This is a genomic window from Pseudomonas sp. FG47, assembly GCF_057809115.1.
Genome location: NZ_JBMDJI010000001.1, coordinates 1 through 23,895, shown reverse-complemented (window position 1 = coordinate 23,895; position 23,895 = coordinate 1). Strand labels below are relative to the sequence as shown.

Here is a 23,895-nt window from a genome sequence, read left to right as displayed (position 1 = left end):
TGGGCGGTTCTGGCGCCATTGCGTGACTGGACTAGGCTTCAAGGGGCCGCCATGGCGGCGGGCAACACTTCTTCCACCCCCGAAACGATGGTGATTCCAATGACACGACATACGCTGAGCTGGATGGCCCTTTGCGCTGCGCTGGCAGCGCCGGGGGTGGCGTCGGCTCATCACGCCATGGAGAAGGACGGCATGTGGGTCGACCACGACGGCATGACCCTGTATACCTTCGACAAGGATGCTGGCGGCAAGTCCATGTGCAGTGGCGAGTGCGCCAAGAACTGGCCGCCGCTGATGGTCAAGAAGGACGACGAGGCGCCGAAGGACAAGTGGAGCCACGTCACCCGCGACGATGGATCGATGCAGTGGGCCTACGATGGCAAGCCGCTGTATACCTTCGTCAAGGACAAGAAGGCCGGGGATACCACCGGCGATGGCATGAAGGACGTCTGGCACGTGGCCAAGCCCTGAGCCAGTGATGCCCTGTTCACCGGCAAGCCGGCCCCTACAACACCACCCTGTAGGAGCCGGCTTGCCGGCGAACGAGGCCGCCGGCGTCAGCGCAAGGCGTAATCCAGTACCACCCCGATGAAGATCAGCATCCCCGCCCAATGGTTGTGCAGGAATGCCTTGAAGCAGGCGTCGCGGTCCAGCGTGCGCGTCGTCCAGAACTCCCAGGCAAAGCACAGCGCCGCTGCCAGCAGCCCCAGATGGAACCAGCCGCCCAGTTCGAAGCGGTTGCCGGCCAGCAACAGGCAGCCCAGCGACAGCAGTTGCAGGGTCAGGATGATCACCCGGTCGGCCTCGCCGAACAGGATCGCGGTGGATTTCACCCCGATCTTCAGGTCGTCGTCACGGTCGACCATGGCGTAGTAGGTGTCGTAGCCCACCGTCCACAGCAGGTTGGCCAGGTACAGCAGCCAGGCACTGGCCGGCAGCTCGCCGCCAGCAGCGGTGAAGGCCATGGGGATGCCCCAGGAGTAGGCCGCGCCCAGCACCACCTGTGGGTAGTAGGTGTAGCGCTTCATGAATGGGTAGCAGAACGCCAGGGCCACGGCGCCGAACGACAGCCAGACGGTGCTGGCGTTGGTGCACAGCACCAGGAGGAAGCTCACCGCCACCAGCAGCGCGAACAACCCCAGGGCCTCGCGCGGCTTGACCCGGCCACTGGCCAGTGGTCGGTCGGCGGTGCGCTTGACGTGGCCATCGACCTTGCGGTCGGCGAAATCGTTGATGCAGCAGCCCGCGGCGCGCATCAGCACCACGCCGAGGGCGAAGATCAGCACGTTTTTCACGCTGGGTGCGCCGTTGCCGGCGATCCACACCGCGACCAGGGTCGGCCACAGCAGCAGGTAGATGCCGATGGGCCGGTCCATGCGACTGAGCTGGATGAAGTCCCAGGCCCTGGGGTGCAGGCGATTGAGCGACTTGAGCAGGTTCAGGTACATCAGCGGTTCGCCTCCTGGGCCGCGGCCCACAGGGTCGGCAGGAAGATCTCGGCCACCAGCAGGTCGAGGCCGGCGCGCTCGAAGCGCGAGCGCCGGCCCCAGAGCCCGGCCTGGGCAGCCTCGGTGGGGAGCCAGGCCTGTGGATAACGGCAGGCCTCGATGGGGTGACGGACGAATGCCTGGTCGCAGAACAGCAGCTCACCGAGCGAGCGGCTGCCCAGGGTTTCCAGGTCGAGGCCACCGCGCTCCAGGACACTGCGCCCGGCCACGCTGCGGGCGAACACCCACGGCTGGCCATGGCCACGCAGGTACACCTCGCGCACCCAGCCTTGCGCGCCAGGCGCCAGGCCCAGGGCCGCGCATTCGTCGTCGCGCAGCGCCTGCCAGCCCTCGAACAGGGGCGTGACGCTGAAGTGGTCATGGGAGAGGCGGGTCAGGCGGCGGGTCAGGGAGCCTTCGTCGAACAGCCAGTCCAAAGTCGGCTGGTCGAGCGTGCTCGCCAGCTGTGGATACGGCAGCCACGCGACAGCGGCTGCTTGCGGGGTTTCGTACGGCACGTCGGTATGCTTGATACAGGCCAGAGAGGCGGCGAGCTTAGCATGTTTGCCCTTGTGGCTTGCATCCTGCCAGCAGGGCCAGTAAAAAAGCCCACCAAAGATTGCGCGATGGTCTTGCCGCGGGTTGTCCCGCGCCAACCATCAGCGGCAACGCACTCCCGAGCCTGACCAAGGAACAGCACCGAATGAAGAAGTGGCAATGTATTGTCTGCGGCCTGATCTACGACGAAGCCGAAGGCTGGCCGGATGACGGCATCGCCCCCGGCACCCGCTGGGAAGATGTGCCGGAAGATTGGCTGTGCCCCGACTGCGGCGTGGGCAAGAGCGACTTCGAAATGATCGCCATCGGCTGATCGCCCCCTCAAGTTCTGAAGAAGGAATGCACGACATGACGTCCCCTGTGGTGATCATTGGCACCGGCCTGGCCGGCTACAACCTGGCGCGCGAGTTTCGCAAGCTCGATGGCGACACGCCGCTGCTGCTGATCACCGCCGATGACGGTCGCTCGTATTCCAAGCCCATGCTCTCCACCGGCTTTGCCAAGCACAAGGACGCCGACGGCCTGTGCATGGCCGAGCCTGGCGCCATGGCCGAGCAGCTCAAGGCCGAAATCCGCACCCACACCCGCATCAGCGGCATCGACCCGGGCCACAAGCGCCTGTGGATCGGCGAGGAGGCGGTCGAGTACCGTGACCTGGTGCTGGCCTGGGGGGCGCAAACCGTGCAGGTGCCGGTCGAAGGCGATACTGGCGAGTTGATCTTCCCGATCAACGACCTCGAGGACTATGCCCGTTTTCGCGCAGCGGCCGCCGGCAAGCAGCGGGTGCTGATCCTCGGCGCCGGCCTGATTGGCTGCGAGTTCGCCAATGACCTGACCTTGGGCGGCCTGCATTGCGAAGTGGTGGCACCGTGCGAGCAGGTCATGCCGACCCTGCTGCATCCTGCGGCGGCTGGCGCTGTGCAGGCCGGCCTGGAAGGGTTGGGCGTGCGTTTCCACCTGGGGCCGATACTGACCCGTCTGCAGCGGGTCGGCGAAGCGCTCGAGGCGCACCTGTCCGATGGCCGCGTGATCCCCTGCGACCTGGTGGTGTCGGCCATCGGCCTGCGTCCACGCACCGACCTGGCTGCGGCGGCGGGTTTGCAGGTCAACCGTGGCGTGGTGGTCGACCGCCAGCTGCGTACCTCCCACGCCAATATCTTCGCCCTGGGCGACTGCGCCGAGGTCGACGGCATCAACCTGCTGTATGTGATGCCCTTGATGACCTGCGCCCGTGCCCTGGCCCAGACCCTGGCCGGCAACCCAACCACGGTCAGCTACGGGCCGATGCCGGTCACGGTGAAGACCCCGGCTTGTCCCTTGGTGGTCTCGCCACCGCCTGTCGGCCATGAGGGTACCTGGGTGGTCGAAGGTAGCGGCGCCGATCTGAAAGTGCTCTGCCACGGCGCGGATGGGCAGTTGTTGGGCTATGCCCTGACCGGTGGCGCGGTCATGGAAAAACTCGCGTTGAATCGGCAGTTGCCGGCCCTTATGGCGTAAATAGCGGGCGTTCTGTCGGAATTATCCTGTTCTTGCCGCGACAATGGCCGCCCAGATACTGGCGCGGTCCTGGCCGGCATGCCATCCTCACTGACGTCTACCGCAGGCTAGAGCCTGCGGTGCCTTGAGCGCTGCTCTGTTCGGCAGCACGGCATAACAACAAGAAATCCCGTCAAAGAGGCTTCACTATGCGTAAACCAGAACTCGCCGCCGTCATCGCCGAAAAGGCCGATCTGACCAAGGAAAAGGCCAATATTGTCCTGAACGCGATTCTCGACAGCATCACCGGCGCGCTCGACAAGGACACCGTCACCCTGGTTGGTTTCGGGACCTTCGAAAAACGCCATCGTGGCGCCCGCACCGGCAAGAACCCCCAGACCGGCGAGCCGGTGAAGATCAAGGCCAGCAATACCGTCGCCTTCAAGCCAGGCAAGAACCTGCGTGACAGCGTCAACGCTCCGGCCAAGCCTGCCAAGAAAAAGTGATTTGCAGGTCATCCTGACGGGCGCCGAGAGGCGCCCGTTGCGTTTCTGGTAACCAAATGCGGCGAACTTGCATAAACAGGGCGGGAAACGGATAAACTGCGCGTCTCAGTCATTTTTCATTCGAGGGGCGTTGATGAAGTTTCGTTTTCTTCTCTGGGCCATGGGCTTGCTGATGGCCAAGGCCAGCCGCAACAACCCGGCGTTCCAGCAGCAGCTGCAGGACAAAGACCTGGTCTTCCAGATGCAGACGCTCGACGGCAAGGTTGCCCGGCACTTCATCGTCAAGGACTTGCGCATCACCAGCCAGGGGGGCCTGCACCCGCAGCCGGCGTTCGCCATTGCCTTCAAGGATGCCGCGTACGGCTTTGCCACGCTGCAGGCGGGCAACAAGCAGCTGGCGTTCATGCAGGGGATTCAGGAGAAGAACATCCAGATCAAGGGTAATCCGGCGCTGGTGATCTGGTTCCAGGGCTTGATGAAGTACCTGAAACCGAAGAAGAAAGCCTGAGATCGTATGTGACGGGTTCGCCGGCAAGCCGGCTCCTACAGGGGGACGCATCTTCTGCAGGAGCCGGCTTGCCGGCGAATGGGGCGCCAAGCACCCCTCGACTTAATGCTGCACGTGGAACTGCGACGCCAATTCGCGCAGCAGCGCTTCGGCCTCCAGCACCTTGTTCACCACTTCTTCGGCCTTGTCGCGGGTCAGCCCCAGGCGCTCGAGCAGGGCATCCGGGATCTCGTCCTGCGGGCCCGAGCCGATACCCCGCGAGCGCAGCAGGCGCACTGCCAGGCACACCAAGTTGGGGAAGGCCGCATACTCACCATCGTACTCCGGGTCGTGCTGGAAGCGCAGGGCCGTGGATAGTTCGTCCGGCATGTCCCAAAGCTTCATCAGCCAGGCACCGATCTGTTCGCGGCTGATACCCAGCAGGTGCTGTTCCACATAGCTGTGGCACAGGTGCGGGTTGACCTCCAGGTGTCGGCAGATCAGCGAGAAGTGCGGTGGGAAGACGTGGGCCAGTAGCAGGTAGCCGAAGTTGTGCAGCAGGCCGGCCAGGTAGGTCAGGCCGGCCTCCGGGCGTTCGGCGCGCGGCATGGCGCGGGTCAGGCCCTCGATTATCGCGGCGGTGTAGATAGACTGCTGCCAGTACGGCGTGGCCTGCTGCGGGTGGTCCTTGGGCAGGCTCAGGGTCTTGCCCAGGGCCAGGCCCAGGGCCAGGTTTATCACCAGGTCGAAGCCCAGCACGCGCACGATCGCGTCCTCCACCGAGCGAATCTTGCCGGGTGAGGCGTAGTAGGGCGAGGCTGCCCAGCTGACCACCTGCGCGGCCAGGGCGGGGTCGGTCTCCACCACGCCGGTGATGTCGTCGATGCTGGCGTTGGGGTCGACGCGCAGCTTGATGATTTTCTGCGCGGTGTCGGCCAGCGGTGGGATCTCGATGGTCTGCTCCAAGCGCTGCTGGATGCGACGGGCGGTGAAGGCCTGGACGGCGCGGATGACTTCCTTGGGCGGGCCGTCCAACTGCTCGAAACTGAGGCGAATATCACTGATCGGCTGGCCGAAGGTGCTGGCGCTGGCCTTGGCCAGCATCTTCTTGAAGGCGGTACGGCCGATTTCCAGGAGCAGCCCGGCTTCACCCGACTGGATCAACAGGGTCTCGTTGTCCAGCAGGCTCTTCTCGTACTGGCACGGCGAGCTGGTCAGCGCCGGGATGGCGGGCAGGGTCTTGAGGTGATGCTTGTCGAGCATGTGCTTGAGGCGCGCCAGGGGCACGGCGGTCAGCTTACGGCCGGTCAGCTCTTCAAGGCGCTTGAGGTCCAGCAGCTGACTGTGCGGGAACAGCACCATCAGTGCGCCGATCTCGTCGTCGAGCAGCACCGCCTGGACCCGCGAGGCGGCTGGCAACCCAGGGTGCTCGGCGACCTCGCGGTAGGTCACGCCGAGTTTTTCGAGCAACAGCCGGATGACAGACGGTGCGTGTGGGGTTGCGGTATCCAGGGCAACTTCAGTCATGGTCTGTATCCATTGATTCTTTTAAACGCGAAGTATAACCAGCCTGACCGGCAAGCTGGATCCATAATGGGACGGGCGTCACACCTGGCCATATTGCTGGCCGTGGCGTAGCCAGCGGTCGAGCAGCGGGCTGACGTGCGCCGGCCAGCGTGCCAGCAGGGCCTGGGCGGCGTCGCGCACGGCCGGCAGCAGGTCGGCGTCGCGCATCAGGTCGGCGACCTTGAACTGCAGCAAGCCGGTCTGCCGGGTACCGAGCATCTCGCCGGGGCCACGCAGCTCCAGGTCCTTCTCTGCAATGACGAAGCCATCGTTGGTTTCGCGCATGATGCCCAGGCGCTCGCGACCGATCTGCGACAGTGGCGGATGGTAGAGCAGCACGCAATGGCTCACTGCGCTGCCTCGGCCAACCCGACCGCGCAACTGGTGCAGTTGGGCCAGGCCCAGGCGCTCGGGGTTCTCGATGATCATCAGGCTGGCATTGGGTACGTCGACGCCGACCTCGATTACCGTGGTAGCCACCAGCAGTTGCAGCTCGCCAGCCTTGAACTCGGCCATCACCGCCGCTTTTTCCGCAGGCTTCATGCGCCCGTGGATCAGGCCCACGCGCAGTTCGCCCAGGGCGCTGCCCAGCTCTTCGAAGGTGCTCTCGGCGGCCTGGCAGGTCAGCTCCTCGGATTCTTCGATCAGGGTGCACACCCAGTAGGCCTGACGACCTTCGGCACAGGCGGCGCGGACTCGCTCGACCACCTCGAAACGACGGCTGTCGGCGACCAGCACGGTGTTCACCGGTGTACGACCGGGCGGCAATTCATCGAGGACCGAGGTGTCCAGGTCGGCGTAGGCGCTCATGGCCAGGGTGCGTGGGATCGGGGTGGCGGTCATGATCAACTGGTGCGGGCACAGCTGGCCCATGACGCCTTTCTTGCGCAGGGCCAGGCGCTGCTGCACGCCGAAGCGATGTTGTTCGTCGATGATCGCCAGGGCCAGGTGCTTGAACTGTACTTCTTCCTGGAACAGTGCGTGGGTGCCGACCACCATTGGCGCGCCGCTGGCGATCTGCTCCAGGGCGCTGGCACGGGCCTTGCCCTTGAGCTTGCCGGCCAGCCAGGCGACCTCGATGCCCAGCGGTTCGAGCCAGCGCTTGAAGGTGATGAAGTGCTGTTCGGCGAGAATCTCGGTAGGCGCCATCAATGCCACCTGGTAGCCGGCCTCCAAGGCCTGCAGGGCGGCCAGCGCGGCGACCACGGTCTTGCCCGCGCCGACATCGCCCTGGACCAGGCGCATCATCGGCTCTGGCTGGCTGAGGTCGTAGGCGATCTCGTTGCCGACCCGTTGTTGCGCGCCAGTTGGCTTGAAGCCGAGGTTGGCCAGGTACTGCGCCGGCAGGCGGCTGGCCTTGGGCAGCACCGGCGCGCGCAGGCTGCGCAGGCTTTCGCGCAGGCGCTGTTGGGATAGTTGGTGGGTCAGCAGCTCTTCGAAGGCCAGCCGGTGTTGGGCCCAATGGTGCCCCTCAGCCAACTCGTCGAGGTCGGCATCGGCCGGCGGGTTGTGCAGGTAGCGGATGGCGTCGCTCAACGGTGCCAACTGATAGTCACGGGCCAGCTCGTCAGGCAGCCAGTCGGGCAGGCTGCGCGGACCGAGCAGGCCGAGGCTCTGCTGGCACAACAGGCGCAGACGCTGCTGGGTCAGGCCCTCGGTGGTCGGGTAGATCGGCGTCAGGGTCTGTTCCACCGGCGGTGGCGCTTCGTCGCCGTTGAGCGCGCGGTATTCCGGGTGGTAGATCTCCAGGCCCGAGGCGCCCGGGCGCGCTTCGCCGTAGCAACGCAGGTGGGTACCGCGCTTGAGGCCTTCCTTCTGCGCGTTGCTGAAGTGGTAGAAGCGCAGGCTCAGCGAGCCGCTGCCGTCGCCCAGGCGTACCACCAGGCTGCGGCGCTTGCCCATGGTCACGTCGGCGCCGCTGACCACACCCTCGATCACTGCGTCCTGGCCTGGGCGCAACTGGCCGATGGGCACCACCCGGGTGCGGTCCTGATAGCGCAACGGCAGGTGGAACAGCAGGTCTTGCAGGTTCTCCAGGCCAACCTTGGCGAGTTTTTCCGCCATGGCATCGCCTACGCCCTTGAGCGTGGTGACCGGGACGTTCGACAGCTCGGTCATGGGCTCAGGCCGGTTGTTCCACGGGCGGCTTGGCCACCGAGCAGAGGCGGATCGAGTCGGCGAGGATCTCGATGGCCTTCGGCCGCGGGAAGCTGGCGCGCCAGGCAATGGCGACGGTACGGAATGGTGCGGGCGCGGTCAGTGGGCGCACTTCGATCACCCCCGGGGCGTAATGATGGCTGTGCACCGCCGACAGCGGCAGGATCGACACGCCCAGGCCCGAGGCGACCATGTGGCGGATGGTTTCCAGCGAGCTGGATTCGACCGTGGTGTGCTTGGCGCCTTCGCCACCCTTGTTCAGGGTCGGGCAGGCTTCGAGCACCTGGTCGCGGAAACAGTGGCCCTCGCCGAGCAGCAGCAGGCTCTTGTCGTTGAGCAGCGCGGTGTCGATGGTGTCCTTGGCGGTCCACGGGTGGTCGGCCGGCATCAGCGCGCAGAACGGCTCGTCGTACAGCGGCAGGGTCAGCACGTCGGCCTCGTTGAACGGCAGGGCGATGATCACTGCGTCCAGTTCGCCATTGCGCAGCTTCTCGCGCAGCACGTGGGTGAAGTTTTCCTCGATGTACAGCGGCATCTGCGGTGCGACCCGGTGCAACTGCGGAATCAGGTGCGGGAACAGGTACGGGCCCACGGTATAGATGGCGCCGACCTTGAGCGGGGCGGTGAGCTGGTTCTTGCCGGCCTGGGCCAGTTCGCGGATGCCCTGGGCTTGCTCAAGGACCTTCTGCGCCTGGGCGACGATGCTCTCGCCGACCGGGGTCAGGCGCACCGCGCTCTTGCTGCGCTCGAAGATCAGCACGCCGAGTTCATCCTCGAGCTTCTTCACGCCCACCGACAGAGTCGGCTGGCTGACGTGGCAACGCTCGGCCGCGTGGCCGAAGTGCTGCTCTTGCGCGAGGGTGACGATGTAGCGGAGTTCGGTGAGGGTCATAACGTGCGTCCATGAAGTTGCGGCCCCAGCATAGCGGCTGCAATCGATAGACGCACGTTATCAGACTTGCCGTTTTGTGACAGAAACAAAAACGTCAGCGTCGGTCCAGCGAGTAGACGAACGGCGCGACCACCTCGATCGTGCCATTGTTCAGCAGCTCTGCTGGCGGCTTGGGTACCGTGCCGGCGCGGCGGATCATCTCCAGCGTCGCCCGGTCCAGGGCCGCACTGCCGGAACCACCGGCCAGCGAGTACGACACCACCTTGCCCTCGGCATCGACCACGAAGCGCAGGCGGTTGATGCCCTGCAGCCCGCGACGGCGAGCGTCCTCGGGGTACTTCTTGTACTTGGCCAGGTGGCGCAGCAGGTCGCTTTGCCAGCTCGGCAAGGCGTTGCTGTTGGAGGCGATGCTTGGCTGTGGCGCCGCCGACTTCTGCGGTGGCGAGTTGCTCGGCGGCGTGTCCGCGACATCGTCCTTGGCTGGTGGCTCGTCCTTTGGCGGCTCAGGCTTTTTCTCAGGCTTGGGCGGCTGTGGCTTGGCCTTGGGCTTGGGCGGCTTGGGGATGGCGATCTTCGGCTTGGGCGCCTCGGCCAGTTTCGGCAGCGGCGGTTCCTCGACCGGCGTCGGTGGTTTCGGGGCGGCCTTCGGCGGCGGCGGCGGCGCGGGCTCGGGCAGCGGTGCCAGCTCAACCATCATCGCTGCCGGTGGCAGTTCGATGGCCTGGGGCACCGACCAGTTGAGCGTCAGCAGCACGGCGACCGCGTGCACACCCAGCACCAGTGCCAGGCTGCCACCGTAGCGCGCCATGTTCGAGCGCGTTTTCGTCATTTCTTGGCTGCCGTCTCGAGTCCGACCAGGCCGACCTTCAGGTAACCGGCGGCACGCATGGTGTTCATCACCTCCATCAGGTCGCCATAGTCGACGCCCTTGTCAGCCTGGAAGAAGATGGTGGTTTCCTTGTCGCCCTTGGTCTTGGCATCGAGCATGCTGCCAAGCTGGTCGGGCTGGGCCACCTGGTCATCGCCGACATACAGCTTCTTGTCGGCCTTGACGCTGACGAACACCGGCTTCTCGGGCCTCGGCGCAGGCTTGGCGGTCGAGGCGGGCAGGTCGACCTTGATGTCGACCGTGGCCAAGGGGGCAGCAACCATGAAGATGATCAGCAGCACCAACATCACGTCGATGAACGGCGTAACGTTGATTTCGTGGTTTTCGGCGAGATCGTCGCCACCTTCGTTGAGATGCAGGCCCATGGCTTACCCCACTTTCACCATGTGCGGGGCGGCGCGCTCGCCACCCTGGTGGTCCAGATCACGGCTGACCAGCAGCAGGACCTGCGCGGAGGCGTCGGACACCTGGGCCTTGTAGCCGGCGATGGAGCGGGCGAAGACGTTGTAGATGACCACGGCCGGGATCGCCGCGACCAGGCCCAGGGCGGTGGCCAGCAGGGCTTCGGCGATACCGGGGGCGACCACGGCAAGGTTGGTGGTCTGGGTCTTGGCGATGCCGATGAAGCTGTTCATGATGCCCCAGACGGTACCGAACAGGCCGACGAACGGGGCGGTGGAGCCAATGGTGGCCAGCACGCCGGTGCCGCTGCTCATGGTACGGCCGCTGGCGGCGACCAGGCGCTCGAGGCGGAAGCTGACGCGCTCCTTGATGCCTTCTTTCTCGCGGGCGTTGGCCGAAAGGCGCATTTCCTCGAGGGCGTCATGCACCAGGGTGTGGGCCAGGGTGCCTTCCTTGTTCGACACCTCGCTGGCCTCTTTCAGGCTCACCGAGCGTTTCAGGGCGGCGATCTCGCCACGCAGGCGACGCTTGGCGCCCATCAGCTCGAAGCCTTTGGCGATCCAGATGGTCCAGGTGATGATCGAGGCGATGGCCAGGCCGATCATCACGGCCTTCACCACCACGTCGGCGTTCTTGTACATGCCCCAGGGGGACAGGTCGTGGGCCATGCCCAGCGAAGTGTCTTCGACCATCGCCTGGACGTTCTCGTCGGTCGGGGCCTGGCCTTCCAGCGGAGCAGTCGCGTCGGTCGGTGCGGCAACCGGGGCCTGGCCTTCGGCGGCAGGCGTGGCCGGGGCGGCGACAGCGGCGGCTGCCGGGGTAGCGGCGACAGGCTCTTCGGCCATGGCTGCCGGGGCCAGTACCAGGCTGAACATCAGCGCGGCAATGGCGCGCCAGGCGCGCGACGGGGTTGGCGAAGCGGAAGGTTGAGTGCGTGTCATGCTGGCCGGACCTGATGAAGAGAAATGGGTTGAGTTCTTCAAGGCCTCGAAGCAGGCCGAGAACAGACAAGGCGGCCATTATTGCAAGTAATTCTTGTTAACAAAAGTAATGAGATTGCTTTTTTTGACCTTGGTATAGCCGTTGATCGCGTTAACCCGATAGCCTGCGCCTTTCGCATTGGGAGATTTGGTATGTCAGACGTTTCAGCTTTGATCGTGGGTTGCGGTGATGTGGGCAGCCGCCTGGCCCGCCAACTGCTTGCTCAAGGCTGGCAGGTCAGCGGCTTGCGGCGTTCGGTCGATCAACTGCCCGAAGGCGTGCGGCCCATTGCCGCCGATCTTTCTGATCGCCGCCAACCTGAGGCCTGGCCCGAGTGCGCGCCTGACTACCTGGTGTACTGCGTGGCCGCCAACCAGCATGACGAGGCCGGCTACCAGGCCGCCTATGTCGAGGGGTTACGCCATGTGCTGGGGTGGCTTGAGCGCAACGGCCAGGCGCCGCGCCGCCTGCTGTTCGTTTCCAGCAGCAGTGTCTATGCGCAGCAGGATGGCGAGTGGATCGACGAGACCGCCAGCACCGCGCCTGAAGGCTATTCCGGCAAGGTGATGCTGGAAGCGGAGCGTCTGGCCCTTGAAAGTGACATCCCTGCCAGCATCGTGCGCCTGACCGGTATCTATGGCCCGGGCCGAGAGTGGCTGCTGAGTCAGGTTCGTCAGGGCTATCGTGTAGCCGAGGAGCCGCCCTTGTATGGCAACCGGATCCATGCCGAGGATGCCGCGAGCCTGCTGGCGCATCTGCTGCAGTCTGATGCCCAGGGTGTAGCGCTCGATGATTGCTATATCGGCGTGGATGACGACCCGGCGCCGCTGGCTGACGTGGTGGCTTGGTTGCGCGGGTATCTTGGGGTGACCGAATGGTCGGATGAGCAACGCGTGCGGCGTACCGGCAGCAAGCGCTGCAGCAATGCGCGGGCGCGGGCGCTAGGCTGGGTGCCGCAGTATCCGAGTTATAAAGAGGGGTATGCGGCCATTCTGGCAGGGCGTTGAGTGGCAGTTCGCCGGCGAGCCGGCTCCTACAGGTGAAGCGTAATCTGTAGGAGCCGGCTTGCCGGCGAATGGGCTGGATCTGTCAATCCTTCTCCAGCAGCCACTGCCGCGCACCGGGCGTCAGCTGCGGTTTTTCATCGGGCTGGGCAAGATTCACCGCCTGGTAGATTTCCAGGGTGTCGCCGTCACGTTTGAACATCCACGGTGCGCCGCGTTGGTTGCGTTCAAGCCACAGGCTGTCGTTGCTACCCCCCATATCGGCGCAGTCGCCGGCCAGGCACAGGGCGAAACGATCCGGGCCGGGCAGGCCGGTCACGCTGCCAGTGTCGCTGAAGCGCACCACGGCGCCTTTGCCCTGGCCTTCGACGATCTTCCAGTCGCCCCCCAGGTAGGCCTGGTACAGCGCCCTCTCGAAACTGCCGCCCAATGGAGCGTTGCCCGCGGTTTTGCTGCGCACGAACCGCTGTTTACCGACCTCCGGGTCGTTGGTGGTCAACGTGTCGCCGGAGAGGCCGAGTTGCTGGCCTTGATCACCGGAAAACCTGACTTCCCAAGGCTCCTTGGCGGTTACCAGGTGGCCGTCAACGGCTTCGAACCCGTTGGTATAACTGGCAGCCTGCTTGGCCACATCCAGCTTCCATTCCAGGGCGAGGCCGTGTTTGTTCAGGGTCTGGGTGATTCGGCCGCTCTTGACGGCGGAGTCGATGGCGTCCTGGTTGATCCAGGTGCCGTCGAGGTCTTCAGGTTTGTGGCTGGCGCAGCCGCCCAGGATCAGGGCTGCCAGCGCGAGGGGCAGGGCATGACGCATGGTGGGGACCTTCAGGCAGGAAAGGCGGCAGGCAGGGCGCCGGCCGCCTGGGGCATCACTCGATGACGAGGATGGCGTCCATCTCGACTTGCGAGCCCTTCGGCAGGGCTGCCACGCCGATGGCGGCGCGGGCCGGATAGGGCTGCTCGAAGTAGCGACCCATGACTTCGTTGACCTTGGCGAAGTGGCTGAGGTCGGTGAGGAAGATGTTCAGCTTGACGATGTCCTTGAACGAACCGCCGGCGGCCTCGGCTACAGCCTTGAGGTTTTCGAACACCTGCACGGTCTGGGCTTCGAAGCCTTCGACCAGCTCCATGGTCTTTGGATCGAGCGGAATCTGGCCCGACATGTAGACGGTATTGCCGGCCTTGATCGCCTGCGAGTAAGTGCCGATGGCGGCAGGGGCCTTGTCGCTGTTGATGACGGTCTTGCTCATGATGACTCCTTGCGGTTGGCGGACTACGCACGCGTCCGGGTGATGCGGACCACGCCGGTGAGGGTGCGCAGTTTCTTGATCACACGGGCCAGGTGCACGCGGTCGCGCACGCTGACCACCAGTTGGACCACGCTGATACGGCCGTCGCGTTCGTCCATGCTGATTTTCTCGATGTTGCCGTCGGCGGCGTTGACGCTGCTGGCCAGCAGGGCGATCAGGCCACGCTGGTGCTCCAGCTCGACGCGCAGCTCGACATTGAACTCGCCGGTGATGTCCTTGGCCCAGGAGAGCTGCAGGCACTTCTCTGGGTTGTGGCGGATTTCACTGATGTTGCGGCAGTCTTCCAGGTGCACGACCATGCCCTTGCCCGCCGACAGGTGGCCGACGATGGCATCGCCCGGGATCGGCGTGCAGCACTTGGCGTAGCTGAGTACCAGGCCCTCGGTGCCGCGGATCGCCAGTGGGCCTTCCGGCGCCGGCAGTTGCTCGCCCTCGGCGGACAGCAGGCGGCGGGCCACCACGTAGGCCATGCGGTTGCCCAGGCCGATGTCTTCAAGCAGGTCCTCGATCAGCTCCAGGCGGTACTCGCTGAGAATGGCCTGGATACGCTCCTGGGGAATCAGCTCCAGGCTGCTGTCGAAGCCGGTCAGCACCTTGTTCAGCAGGCGCTCGCCAAGGCTGATGGACTCGGAGCGGCGCTGCTGCTTGAGGGCATGACGAATATGCGTGCGCGCCTTGCCGGTGACCACGAAGTTGAGCCAGGCCGGGTTCGGCCGTGCGCCCGGCGCGCTGACGATCTCGACGGTGGAGCCGCTCTGCAGCGGCTCGGACAGCGGTGCCAGGCGGCGATTGATGCGGCAGGCGATACAGCTGTTGCCGACGTCGGTGTGCACCGCGTAGGCGAAGTCGACGGCGGTGGAGCCCTTGGGCAGCTCCATGATCCGGCCTTTCGGGGTGAAGACGTAGACCTCATCGGGGAACAGGTCGATCTTCACGCTCTCGATGAACTCCAGCGAGTTGCCAGCGCGCTGCTGCAGCTCGAGGATGCCCTTGACCCATTGGCGGGCACGGGCGTGGCTGCCCTTGGGCTGCTCCTGCTCGTTGGACTTGTACAGCCAGTGCGCGGCAATGCCGTTGTTGGCCATCTCTTCCATCTCGCGGGTGCGGATCTGGATTTCGATGGGCACGCCGTGCATGCCGAACAGCGTGGTGTGCAACGACTGGTAGCCGTTGGCCTTGGGAATCGCGATGTAGTCCTTGAAGCGCCCCGGCAGCGGTTTGTACAGGTTGTGCACGGCGCCGAGCACGCGGTAGCAGGTGTCGACCTTGTCGACGATGATGCGGAAGGCGTACACGTCCATGATCTCGGTGAAGGCGCGGCGCTTGCCGCGCATCTTCTTGTAGATGCCATAGAGGTGTTTCTGCCGGCCGCTGACTTCGCCCTCGATGCCGTCGGCGGCCAGGCAGTTGGCCAGCGAGGTCTCGATCTTGGCGACGATCTCCTTGCGGTTGCCACGGGCGGCCTTGACCGCGCGGTGGATCAACGTCGAGCGCATCGGGTGCATGGCCTTGAAGCCGAGGTCCTCGAACTCCACGCGCACGGTGTGCATCCCCAGGCGGTTGGCGATGGGGGCGTAGATCTCGAGGGTTTCCTTGGCGATGCGCCGGCGCTTCTCGCCGGACAGCACCTCCAGCGTGCGCATGTTGTGCAGGCGGTCGGCCAGCTTGACCAGGATCACGCGGATATCGCGGGCCATGGCCATGGCCATCTTCTGGAAGTTCTCGGCCTGCGCCTCGGCCTTGGTCTCGAAGTTCATCTGGGTCAGCTTGCTGACCCCGTCGACCAGCTCGGCGACAGTCTCGCCGAATTGCTGGCTCAAGGCTTCCTTGGCGATGCCGGTGTCTTCGATCACGTCGTGCAGCATGGCCGCCATCAGGCTCTGATGGTCCATGTGCATGTCGGCGAGGATGCTGGCCACGGCCAGCGGGTGGGTCACGTAGGGCTCGCCGCTGCGGCGGCGCTGCCCATCGTGGGCCTGTTCGGCGTAGAAGTAGGCGCGCCGGACCAGGTTGACCTGTTCGGGGCCTAGATAGGTCGACAGCCGTTCGGCGAGGGCTTCTATACCCGGCATGGGTTCACCTCTTGCTGAAGAAGAGGGCCTTGCGCCGCACGGTGTCGACTGGGCATCAATCAGACCGCCTCGTTGTTCTCGTCCTCGAATGCGGCGAACACCGGATCTTCGGTGACGATCTCTTCGGCGGCGATGAATTCAGGAGTGACGATACCTTCGGCGATCTCACGCAGGGCGACGACGGTGGGCTTGTCGTTTTCCCATGCAACGCGCGGCTCTTTGCCGCCGGTCGCCAGCTGGCGGGCGCGCTTGGTCGAGAGCATGACCAGCTCGAAGCGGTTATCCACGTGTTCCAGGCAGTCTTCAACAGTTACGCGGGCCATGGTCTTCCTCAGTAGCAAATGCGGTAGGCGTGCGCCCAGAATGGGCAGGCGGACTCGATAGTTTAAAAAATCACCAGCCAATAGGGAAGGGCTGTTTTATCGGGTGTACCTGTGGCGCCTGTATCGCGGGGCAAGCCTGCTCCCACGCATGTGTTCCCGAATCGGGGCAAGGTGGGGGCGGGCTTGACCCGCGATAGGGCCGATCCAGGCAATTGGAGCCAACCGCCGATGCCCGACAATAGCTTGCCGTCCATCGCCGACACAACCGCCCTTGACGCGTTAACGCAACATTGCGTCGCGCAGGCGCGGGGTCAACTCCTCGAACAGCGTCTGCACCGAACGCAAGGCCCGGCAATCCGGGCGGGTCAGCAGCCACAGCTGGGTGTCGCAGCCCGGTAGTGGGCCGCTCAGCGCCTCTACCCCCGGCAGGGCGTGAACCATGTAGTCGGGCAGCGCCGCCACGCCCAGGCCGGTGGTCACCAACTGGGCGATGGTCGACATGCCGCTGCACTGGTAGCGCGGGATCAGCCCTGGGTGATACTGGTTGCGCCAGACCACGGTGGCGTGGTCCTGCATGGAGTCGTCGGGGGCGATCCACGGCACGCTGGCGGGCGAGGCATCGAGCCGCTCGCGCAGCTGCGCACGCCCACAGATCACGTAGCTGGTCGAGCCCAGGCAACGGCCCACCAGGTGCTCCGGTGGCGTATTGGTCAGGCGCAGGGCAATGTCGGCGTCGCGTCGGCTGAGGTTGGCGAAGGTGTTGGAGGTGCCCATTTCCAGCGACAGCGCTGGGTAGTTGGGCATGAACTCGGCCAGCGCCGGCAGCAGCAGGCTGTGCAGCACCGCCTCGGTACAGGTCAGGCGCACCGTGCCGCTGACCACCTGCTCGCCGCTGGTCAGGGCGATACGCGCGGCGTCCAGCGCCTGCTCGGCGCGTTCGGCCTGCTCGGCCAGGGCCTGGGCGGTGTCGGTGGGCAGGTAGCCCTTGCGGCTCTTGACGAACAGCGCGGTGCCCAGTGCCGATTCCAGTCGCCGGATCGAGCGGAACACCGTGGAAACGTCGACCTTGAGCAGCTCGGCGGCCTTGGCCAGGGAGCGCCCGCGTTCCAGCGCCAGGACCAGGGCGAGGTCCGCATGGTTGATCTGATATTGCATCGATGCACGCTCTGCTTGCCGAAATGCCAATGTCTGTTGCGTGGGGGCCATTTTATAGTGAAACGGCCCCCCGGAATCAATGCACCCGGTCGGCGACCAGCCCCCAACGATGGGCCAGTGAAAAGAACAACAGCAGCACCATCGTCGCCTTTCGAGGCGTCATCCGCAGTTCCCACATCGCCGCTCCAAATCGAAGGATGTACAGCCATGACGTCGGTCTCCCCGTGCGCCAGTTCTTCCCGCGAGATGAATGAGTTCCTGGATGCCCATCCGGATACCCAGTACGTCGACCTGCTGATCTCCGACATGAACGGGGTGGTGCGCGGCAAGCGCATCGAGCGCGCCAGCCTGCACAAGGTGTACGAAAAGGGCATCAACCTGCCGGCCTCGCTGTTCGCCCTCGACATCAACGGCTCGACCGTCGAAAGCACCGGCCTGGGCCTGGACATCGGCGACGCCGACCGTGTCTGCCACCCGATCCCCGGCACGCTGTCCGACGAGCCGTGGCAGAAACGCCCGACCGCCCAGTTGCTGATGACCATGCACGAGCTGGACGGCGCGCCGTTCTTCGCCGACCCGCGGGAAGTGCTGCGCCAGGTGGTGGCCAAGTTCGATGCCCTGGGCCTGGATATCTGCGCGGCCTTCGAGCTGGAGTTCTACCTGATCGACCAGGACAACCTCAACGGCCGGCCACAGCCGCCACGCTCGCCGCTTTCGGGCAAGCGCCCGCAGTCGACCCAGGTGTACCTGATCGACGACCTCGATGAATATGCCGACTGCCTGCAGGACATGCTCGAGGCTGCCAAGGAACAAGGCCTGCCGGCCGACGCCATCGTCAAGGAAAGCGCCCCGGCGCAGTTCGAGGTCAACCTGCATCATGTCGCCGACCCGCTCAAGGCCTGCGACTACGCGATCTTGCTCAAGCGCCTGATCAAGAACGTCGCCTATGACCATGAGATGGACACCACCTTCATGGCCAAGCCCTATCCGGGCCAAGCGGGTAACGGCTTGCACGTGCACATCTCGCTGCTGGACAAGAAAACCGGCAAGAACATCTTCGCCAACGACGACCCGCTGCAAAGCGACGCGCTGCGCCATGCCATCGGCGGCGTGCTGGAGACCATGCCGGCGTCGATGGCCTTCCTCTGCCCGAACATCAACTCCTATCGCCGCTTCGGCGCCCAGTTTTACGTGCCCAACGCACCGAGCTGGGGCCTGGACAACCGTACCGTGGCCGTGCGCGTGCCCACCGACAGCAGTGACAACGTGCGCATCGAGCACCGCGTGGCCGGTGCCGATGCCAACCCGTACCTGATGCTCGCGGCGATCCTTGCCGGCATCCACCACGGCCTGACCCACCAGGTCGAGCCGGGCGCGCCGATCGAGGGCAACTCCTACGAGCAGTTGGAGCAGAGCCTGCCGAACAACCTGCGCGACGCCTTGCGCGCGCTGGACGACAGCGAAGTGCTCAACCAATACATCAGCCCGGACTACATCGATATCTTCGTGGCCTGCAAGGAGAGCGAGCTGGCCGAGTTCGAAGTGTCGATCTCCGACCTCGAGTACAACTGGTACCTGCACACGGTGTAAGCCCATGAGCGCAATTGCGGTCCCCTTGATCGGTGTCAGCGCCTGCCGCCAGCAGGTGGGGAAGAACTCGTCGCACACGGTGGGTGACAAGTACGTCGAGGCCGCGGGCTTCGCCGGGCTGCCGCTGATCCTGCCGGCGCGTGATGGTGGCAGCGACCCGCAGGCGCTGCTGGCACGCCTGGATGGCATTCTTTTTACCGGTTCGCCTTCAAATGTCGAGCCGCATCATTACAATGGCGCGCCCAGCGTGGAAGGTACCCGCCATGACCTGGCGCGCGACCGGCTGACGTTGCCCCTGCTGCAGGCGGCGATCGTCGCCGGCGTGCCGGTGTTGTGCGTCTGCCGTGGTTTCCAGGAGCTGAACGTGGCCCTGGGTGGCAGCTTGCACCAGCGGGTGCAGGAACTGCCCGGCTACCTGGATCACCGCGAACCTGAGGACGCCCCCCTGGAGGTGCAGTACGGCCCTCGGCACCCGGTCGGCATTGAGCCTGGCGGAGTGTTCGAGCGCCTGGGCCTGGCTGCGCAGTTCGAGGTCAACTCGCTGCACAGCCAGGGCATCGACCGCCTGGCCCCGGGCCTGCGTGTCGAGGCACGGGCCCCGGATGGCCTGATCGAAGCGGTGTCGATGCCTGACGCGCCGGGCTTTGTGCTTGGCGTGCAGTGGCACCCTGAATGGCGTTTCGCCGAAAACCCGGTTTCGCTGCGCCTGTTCGAGGCGTTCCGCGAGGCTTGCATTGCCCATGCTGCACGGGAGGGGGCGCGTCGGGAAACACCCTGACGTTAGCCGAAGGTCCTGGATGACCGTGCCCCCACCGCGAGCTTTCAATGAGTGAAAGCGGGCCCTCTACGGCGGGCCTGTGAAAACAATTCCAATAGTTACGGCGCAGACTCATGAATGAATACACAGAAGCCGGGCGTCCACCCGACGCGGCGTCCGACTCGGGCAACACCCAGCGCAGCAAGGGCCTGGCCAAGGGGCGGCTCGGCCTGTTGGCCAGCGTCGTGCTGGGCATCTCCACCATCGCCCCGGTCTACACCCTGACCGGCGCGCTTGGCCCGACCGTGCGCGAAGTCGGCGCTCACCTGCCCGCGGTGTTCATCGTCGGCTTCCTGCCGATGCTGCTGGTGGCCCTGGGTTACCGCGAGCTTAATTCGGCGGAGCCTGATAGTGGCACCTCCTTTACCTGGTCGGCCCGCGCCTTTGGCCCGATGATCGGCTGGATTGGCGGCTGGGGGCTGGTGGTGGCCACCACCATCGTGCTGTCCAACCTGGCGGGCGTGGCGGTGGACTTCTTCTATCTGTTCCTCGCGCAGATCACCGGCAACCAGGCGCTGGCGGCCCTGGCCGACAACCTGTTGGTCAACGTCAGCACCTGTTGCGTGTTCATCGCCCTGGCGGTGTGGATTTGTTGCCGCGGCATGGCCACTACCATGACGGTGCAATATGGCCTGGTGGCCTTGCAGCTCTTGGTGTTGATCGGTTTTGCCTTCGCCGCCTTCGGCGAAACCACCGCGCCGCCGCCGCTGGCGTTCGACCTGGCCTGGTTCAACCCGTTCGGTGTCGAGTCGTTCTCCGCCTTTGCCGCCGGCCTGTCGCTGTCTATTTTCATCTTCTGGGGCTGGGACGTGTGCCTGACCGTCAGCGAAGAGTCGGTGGGTAGCGAAGAGGTGCCGGGCAAGGCCGCCACCTGGACTGTGCTGCTGATTCTCGGCTTGTACCTGCTCACCGCCATCGCCACCTTGCAGTTCGCCGGGATCAGCGATCAAGGCCTGGGCCTGGGCAACCCGCGTATCCAGGAAAACGTCTTCGCCCACCTGGCCGGCCCGGTCATGGGGCCGCTGGCGATCCTGATGTCCATTGCCGTGCTGGCCAGTACCGCCGCCTCGCTGCAGTCGACCTTCGTGTCGCCGGCGCGCACGCTGCTGGCCATGGGGTATTACGGTGCCGTGCCACAGCGCTTCGCCAAGGTCTGCCCGCGTTCGCAGACGCCACGCTACGCGACCATTTGCGCCGGTATCGCCGCGGGCGTGTTCTACGTGACCATGCGCACCCTCAGCGAGAACGTGCTGGCCGACACCATCACCGCGCTGGGCATGATGATCTGCTTCTATTACTCGCTGACCGCGTTCGCCTGTGTCTGGTATTTCCGCCACAGCCTGTTCGACAGCGTGCGGCACTTTTTCATGCGCGGCGTGTGCCCGCTGGTGGGTGGGGTGATCCTGTCGGTGATCTTCGTGCGCACCGCCATCGACAGCGCTTCGCCGGACTTCGGCAGCGGCTCGCATGTGGCTGGGCTGGGGTTGGTGTTCGTGATCGCGGCGATCATCTCGGCACTGGGGATCGTGCTGATGATGCTGTCCCGCCTGCGGGCGCCGGCGTATTTCCTGGGGGCTACCCTGCGTCAGCAGGCGACCATCCCACTGCAGGAATGAAGAATGGGGCTGCTTGGCAGCCCTTCGCCGGCAAGCCGGCTCCTACAGGTTTGGCGTCGCGCCCGGAGGAGCCGGCTTGCCGGCGAATGCGCGTTCAGCCGATCAGCTGTTTCAGCAGCGCGCCATGGCGTTGTTGCTGCTTTTCCAGCAGCAAGCGGTTCGAGGCGAACACCGCCTTCATCTCTTCCAGGGCCACGGCGAAGTCATCATTGATGATGACGTACTCATATTCGTCGTAGTGCACCATCTCGCTGACCGCTTCCTTCATGCGTCCGGCAATGATTTCCTCGCTGTCCTGGCCGCGACCGTCCAGGCGCTGGCGCAGGGCCTCCTGGCTTGGCGGCAGGATGAAGATCGAGCGCGCCTCGGGCATCAGCTTGCGTACCTGCTGGGCACCTTGCCAATCGATCTCGAGGATCAGGTCGTAGCCCTGGTCGAGGGTTTCCTGCAGCGCGCTGCGCGAGGTGCCGTAGAAGTTGCCGAACACCTCGGCGTGCTCAAGGAAGTCGCCTTGGGCGATCAGTGTCTTGAACTCTTCGTGAATCACGAAGTGGTAGTTCACCCCGTGCACCTCGCCCGGGCGCATGGCTCGGGTGGTGTGGGAGACCGATACGCGTACGCGCGGGTCGTCCTTGATCAGGGCCGTGACCAGGCTGGTCTTGCCGGCGCCGGACGGGGCCGAGACGATGTAGAGGGTGCCGCTGCTGTGGTTCATGGTAGGGGTGGCCTTACTCGATGTTCTGTACTTGTTCACGCATCTGCTCGATCAGCACCTTGAGGTTGACCGCCGCTTGGGTGCTGCGCGGGTCGAACGCCTTGGAGCCGAGGGTGTTGGCTTCGCGATTGAGCTCCTGCATCAGGAAGTCCAGGCGCCGGCCAGCAGCGCCGCCGGACTTGAGCACTCGGCGCACCTCGGTGACGTGGGTGCTGAGACGGTCGAGTTCCTCGGCGACGTCGCTCTTCTGCGCCAGCAGGACCATCTCTTGCTCCAGGCGCTGTGGGTCGAGCTCGGCCTGCATGTCGCTAAAACGGTCGAGGACTTTCTGCCGTTGCGCCGCCAGCATCTGCGGCACCAGGGCGCGCAGGGTGGTGACTTCGCTGGCCATGCTGTCCAGGCGTTCGTTGATCAGCCGGGCCAGTTCGGCACCTTCACGCTGCCGGCCAGCCTTGAGCTCGGCCAGGGCCTCGTCGAACAGCGCGATGGCTTCGGCGTTGAGCGCCTGGGGGTCGGTTGCATCGGCCACCAGCACGCCAGGCCAGGCCAGCACTTCCAGGGGGTTGAGCGGGGCTGGCTGCTTGATCAGGCCGGCGACGGTCTCGGCGGCGGCGACCAGTTGCGCAGCGCGCTCGCGGTCGACCTGTAGCGGCTTGCCGGCGTTGTCCTCGCTCAGGCGCAAGGTGCATTCGACCTTGCCGCGCGACAGGCCTTGGCGCAGGCCTTCACGCACCGCGCCCTCGAGGTCGCGCAGGGCCTCGGGCAGGCGCAGGTGGGGTTCGAGATAGCGGTGGTTGACCGAGCGCAGCTCCCAGGCCAGGGTGCCTTGGCTGCCTGCGCGCTCGACACGGGCAAATGCGGTCATGCTGTGCACCATGGGGCGTACCTCGCGACTTCAGGTGAATAGGGGGAGAGCCTTCCGGCTGCAAGGCGCAGGATTGTAGCGCAGTGCGGCCCAGGCGCCCATGCTACCGGCAGGTGCGTAAGTCGATGGGAAAAGGCGACAGGTAGCGCGGGTACGACGATAGGCATGTCTTCAGCGGGCGTCGGGCTCTATAATGCTCGACAGATTCAAATGTCCCGGTACAGGTATCCCAGATGAAACGTCCAAGTGGTCGCGCCGCCGATCAGCTCCGCTCGATCCGCATTACCCGCAACTACACCAAGCACGCCGAGGGGTCGGTACTGGTCGAGTTCGGTGACACCAAGGTCATCTGCACGGTCAGCGTCGAAAATGGTGTTCCCCGCTTCCTCAAGGGCCAGGGCCAAGGCTGGCTGACCGCCGAGTACGGCATGCTGCCGCGTTCCACTGGCGAACGTAACCAGCGCGAAGCCAGCCGTGGCAAGCAGGGCGGGCGCACCCTCGAGATCCAGCGCCTGATCGGCCGCTCGCTGCGCGCCGCACTGGACATGAGCAAGCTCGGCGACATCACCCTGTACGTCGACTGCGATGTCATCCAGGCCGATGGCGGTACCCGCACCGCCTCGATCACCGGTGCCATGGTCGCCCTGTGCGACGCCCTGGCGGTGATCAAGAAGCGCGGCGGCCTCAAGGGCGGCAACCCGCTCAAGCACATGATCGCCGCGGTGTCGGTGGGCATGTACCAGGGCGAGGCGGTACTCGATCTCGACTACCTCGAAGACTCCGCCGCCGAGACCGACCTGAACGTGGTCATGACCAGCGCCGGTGGCTTCATCGAGGTGCAGGGCACCGCCGAAGGCGCGCCGTTCCAGCCTGAAGACTTCAACGCCATGCTGGCGCTGGCGCAAAAAGGCATGAGCGAGATCTTCGAGCTGCAGAACGCCGCCCTGGCTGACTGACAGATAGCAATCGGGGCCGCCTTGCGGCCCATCGCCGGCAAGCCGGCTCCTACAGGTTTTGCACGATCCATGTA

At 65.1% G+C, this 23,895-nt stretch carries 25 protein-coding genes; 10 read left to right on the top strand and 15 right to left on the bottom strand.

The features are described 5' to 3' along the window. Positions 1-99: 99 nt before the first annotated feature. On the top strand, positions 100-471 hold the full coding sequence (locus ACODS5_RS00125; protein WP_134689173.1) for a COG4315 family predicted lipoprotein: 372 nt from the start codon (positions 100-102) through the stop codon (positions 469-471). 86 nt (positions 472-557) lie between these two features. Here ACODS5_RS00125 and ubiA read toward each other — a convergent pair whose 3' ends face one another. Together ubiA and ACODS5_RS00115 are read right to left on the bottom strand one after the other, a co-directional pair. Further along, positions 558-1,448 carry a 4-hydroxybenzoate octaprenyltransferase gene (ubiA, locus tag ACODS5_RS00120; protein ID WP_134689174.1) on the bottom strand — a complete coding sequence of 297 codons (891 nt, stop codon included), beginning with the start codon at positions 1,446-1,448 and terminating at the stop codon, positions 558-560. After that, entirely contained in the window at positions 1,448-2,005 is a 558-nt protein-coding gene (locus ACODS5_RS00115; protein WP_134689175.1) for a chorismate--pyruvate lyase family protein, read from the bottom strand. The genes ubiA and ACODS5_RS00115 overlap by 1 nt, the downstream gene beginning before the upstream one ends. A gap of 185 nt (positions 2,006-2,190) precedes the next feature. On the opposite strand from ACODS5_RS00115, the gene ACODS5_RS00110 reads away from it, so the two are divergent. From ACODS5_RS00110 to ACODS5_RS00095, 4 genes are all read left to right on the top strand, one after another. Continuing rightward, positions 2,191-2,358 (top strand): rubredoxin, encoded by a 168-nt coding sequence (locus ACODS5_RS00110; RefSeq protein WP_011536423.1) that lies wholly within the window; start codon positions 2,191-2,193, stop codon positions 2,356-2,358. Positions 2,359-2,393: 35 nt separating this feature from the next. Continuing rightward, a complete protein-coding gene (locus ACODS5_RS00105; RefSeq protein ID WP_134689176.1) occupies positions 2,394-3,542 on the top strand; it encodes an NAD(P)/FAD-dependent oxidoreductase in 1,149 nt (382 codons plus the stop codon). A gap of 188 nt (positions 3,543-3,730) precedes the next feature. After that, on the top strand, positions 3,731-4,027 hold the full coding sequence (locus ACODS5_RS00100) for an HU family DNA-binding protein (protein WP_134689177.1): 297 nt from the start codon (positions 3,731-3,733) through the stop codon (positions 4,025-4,027). Between the two features lie 133 nt (positions 4,028-4,160). After that, positions 4,161-4,535, top strand: coding sequence for a helicase (locus ACODS5_RS00095; protein ID WP_134689178.1), 375 nt, complete (start codon positions 4,161-4,163; stop codon positions 4,533-4,535). 102 nt (positions 4,536-4,637) lie between these two features. On the opposite strand, the gene ACODS5_RS00090 is transcribed toward ACODS5_RS00095, so the two are convergent. From ACODS5_RS00090 to exbB, 6 genes are all read right to left on the bottom strand, one after another. After that, positions 4,638-6,041 (bottom strand): aminoacyl-tRNA deacylase and HDOD domain-containing protein, encoded by a 1,404-nt coding sequence (locus ACODS5_RS00090; RefSeq protein WP_134689179.1) that lies wholly within the window; start codon positions 6,039-6,041, stop codon positions 4,638-4,640. 78 nt (positions 6,042-6,119) lie between these two features. Then, a complete protein-coding gene (recG, locus tag ACODS5_RS00085; protein WP_134689180.1) occupies positions 6,120-8,198 on the bottom strand; it encodes an ATP-dependent DNA helicase RecG in 2,079 nt (692 codons plus the stop codon). 4 nt (positions 8,199-8,202) lie between these two features. Continuing rightward, positions 8,203-9,129, bottom strand: a complete 927-nt coding sequence (locus ACODS5_RS00080; protein WP_134689181.1) for a hydrogen peroxide-inducible genes activator — start codon at positions 9,127-9,129, stop codon at positions 8,203-8,205. 94 nt (positions 9,130-9,223) lie between these two features. Beyond that, on the bottom strand, positions 9,224-9,958 hold the full coding sequence (locus ACODS5_RS00075) for an energy transducer TonB (RefSeq protein WP_134689182.1): 735 nt from the start codon (positions 9,956-9,958) through the stop codon (positions 9,224-9,226). Next, positions 9,955-10,383 carry a TonB system transport protein ExbD gene (exbD, locus tag ACODS5_RS00070; RefSeq protein WP_134689183.1) on the bottom strand — a complete coding sequence of 143 codons (429 nt, stop codon included), beginning with the start codon at positions 10,381-10,383 and terminating at the stop codon, positions 9,955-9,957. Before exbD ends, ACODS5_RS00075 begins: the two co-directional genes overlap by 4 nt. Positions 10,384-10,386: 3 nt before the next feature. Next, positions 10,387-11,361: a tonB-system energizer ExbB gene (exbB, locus tag ACODS5_RS00065; protein WP_134689184.1), complete on the bottom strand. Its 975-nt coding sequence runs from the start codon at positions 11,359-11,361 to the stop codon at positions 10,387-10,389. 192 nt (positions 11,362-11,553) lie between these two features. On the opposite strand from exbB, the gene ACODS5_RS00060 reads away from it, so the two are divergent. Next, a complete protein-coding gene (locus tag ACODS5_RS00060; protein WP_134689185.1) occupies positions 11,554-12,408 on the top strand; it encodes an SDR family oxidoreductase in 855 nt (284 codons plus the stop codon). Between the two features lie 82 nt (positions 12,409-12,490). Here ACODS5_RS00060 and ACODS5_RS00055 read toward each other — a convergent pair whose 3' ends face one another. The 5 genes from ACODS5_RS00055 to ACODS5_RS00035 form a co-directional block, all read right to left on the bottom strand. Next, positions 12,491-13,216, bottom strand: a complete 726-nt coding sequence (locus ACODS5_RS00055; RefSeq protein WP_134689186.1) for a hypothetical protein — start codon at positions 13,214-13,216, stop codon at positions 12,491-12,493. Between the two features lie 55 nt (positions 13,217-13,271). Continuing rightward, entirely contained in the window at positions 13,272-13,652 is a 381-nt protein-coding gene (locus tag ACODS5_RS00050; protein ID WP_003253379.1) for a RidA family protein, read from the bottom strand. Positions 13,653-13,675: 23 nt separating this feature from the next. Next, positions 13,676-15,784, bottom strand: coding sequence for a bifunctional GTP diphosphokinase/guanosine-3',5'-bis pyrophosphate 3'-pyrophosphohydrolase (gene spoT, locus ACODS5_RS00045; protein ID WP_134689187.1), 2,109 nt, complete (start codon positions 15,782-15,784; stop codon positions 13,676-13,678). 59 nt (positions 15,785-15,843) lie between these two features. Further along, a complete protein-coding gene (gene rpoZ, locus ACODS5_RS00040) occupies positions 15,844-16,107 on the bottom strand; it encodes a DNA-directed RNA polymerase subunit omega (RefSeq protein WP_008091595.1) in 264 nt (87 codons plus the stop codon). 279 nt (positions 16,108-16,386) lie between these two features. Then, on the bottom strand, positions 16,387-17,262 hold the full coding sequence (locus ACODS5_RS00035; protein ID WP_134689188.1) for a LysR family transcriptional regulator: 876 nt from the start codon (positions 17,260-17,262) through the stop codon (positions 16,387-16,389). Between the two features lie 207 nt (positions 17,263-17,469). Between ACODS5_RS00035 and ACODS5_RS00030 the strand changes: the two genes are divergently transcribed. The 3 genes from ACODS5_RS00030 (at position 17,470) to ACODS5_RS00020 (ending at position 21,285) form a co-directional block, all read left to right on the top strand. Next, entirely contained in the window at positions 17,470-18,852 is a 1,383-nt protein-coding gene (locus ACODS5_RS00030) for a glutamine synthetase family protein (protein WP_134689189.1), read from the top strand. 4 nt (positions 18,853-18,856) lie between these two features. After that, positions 18,857-19,630, top strand: coding sequence for a gamma-glutamyl-gamma-aminobutyrate hydrolase family protein (locus tag ACODS5_RS00025; protein WP_489107632.1), 774 nt, complete (start codon positions 18,857-18,859; stop codon positions 19,628-19,630). Between the two features lie 113 nt (positions 19,631-19,743). Then, entirely contained in the window at positions 19,744-21,285 is a 1,542-nt protein-coding gene (locus tag ACODS5_RS00020; protein ID WP_134689191.1) for an APC family permease, read from the top strand. Positions 21,286-21,379: 94 nt separating this feature from the next. On the opposite strand, the gene gmk is transcribed toward ACODS5_RS00020, so the two are convergent. Together gmk and ACODS5_RS00010 are read right to left on the bottom strand one after the other, a co-directional pair. Beyond that, a complete protein-coding gene (gmk, locus tag ACODS5_RS00015) occupies positions 21,380-22,000 on the bottom strand; it encodes a guanylate kinase (RefSeq protein ID WP_134689192.1) in 621 nt (206 codons plus the stop codon). A 13-nt stretch (positions 22,001-22,013) separates the two neighbouring features. Then, positions 22,014-22,877, bottom strand: coding sequence for a YicC/YloC family endoribonuclease (locus tag ACODS5_RS00010; protein ID WP_134689193.1), 864 nt, complete (start codon positions 22,875-22,877; stop codon positions 22,014-22,016). 221 nt (positions 22,878-23,098) lie between these two features. Between ACODS5_RS00010 and rph the strand changes: the two genes are divergently transcribed. After that, positions 23,099-23,821, top strand: a complete 723-nt coding sequence (rph, locus tag ACODS5_RS00005; protein ID WP_134689194.1) for a ribonuclease PH — start codon at positions 23,099-23,101, stop codon at positions 23,819-23,821. Positions 23,822-23,895: the final 74 nt, after the last annotated feature.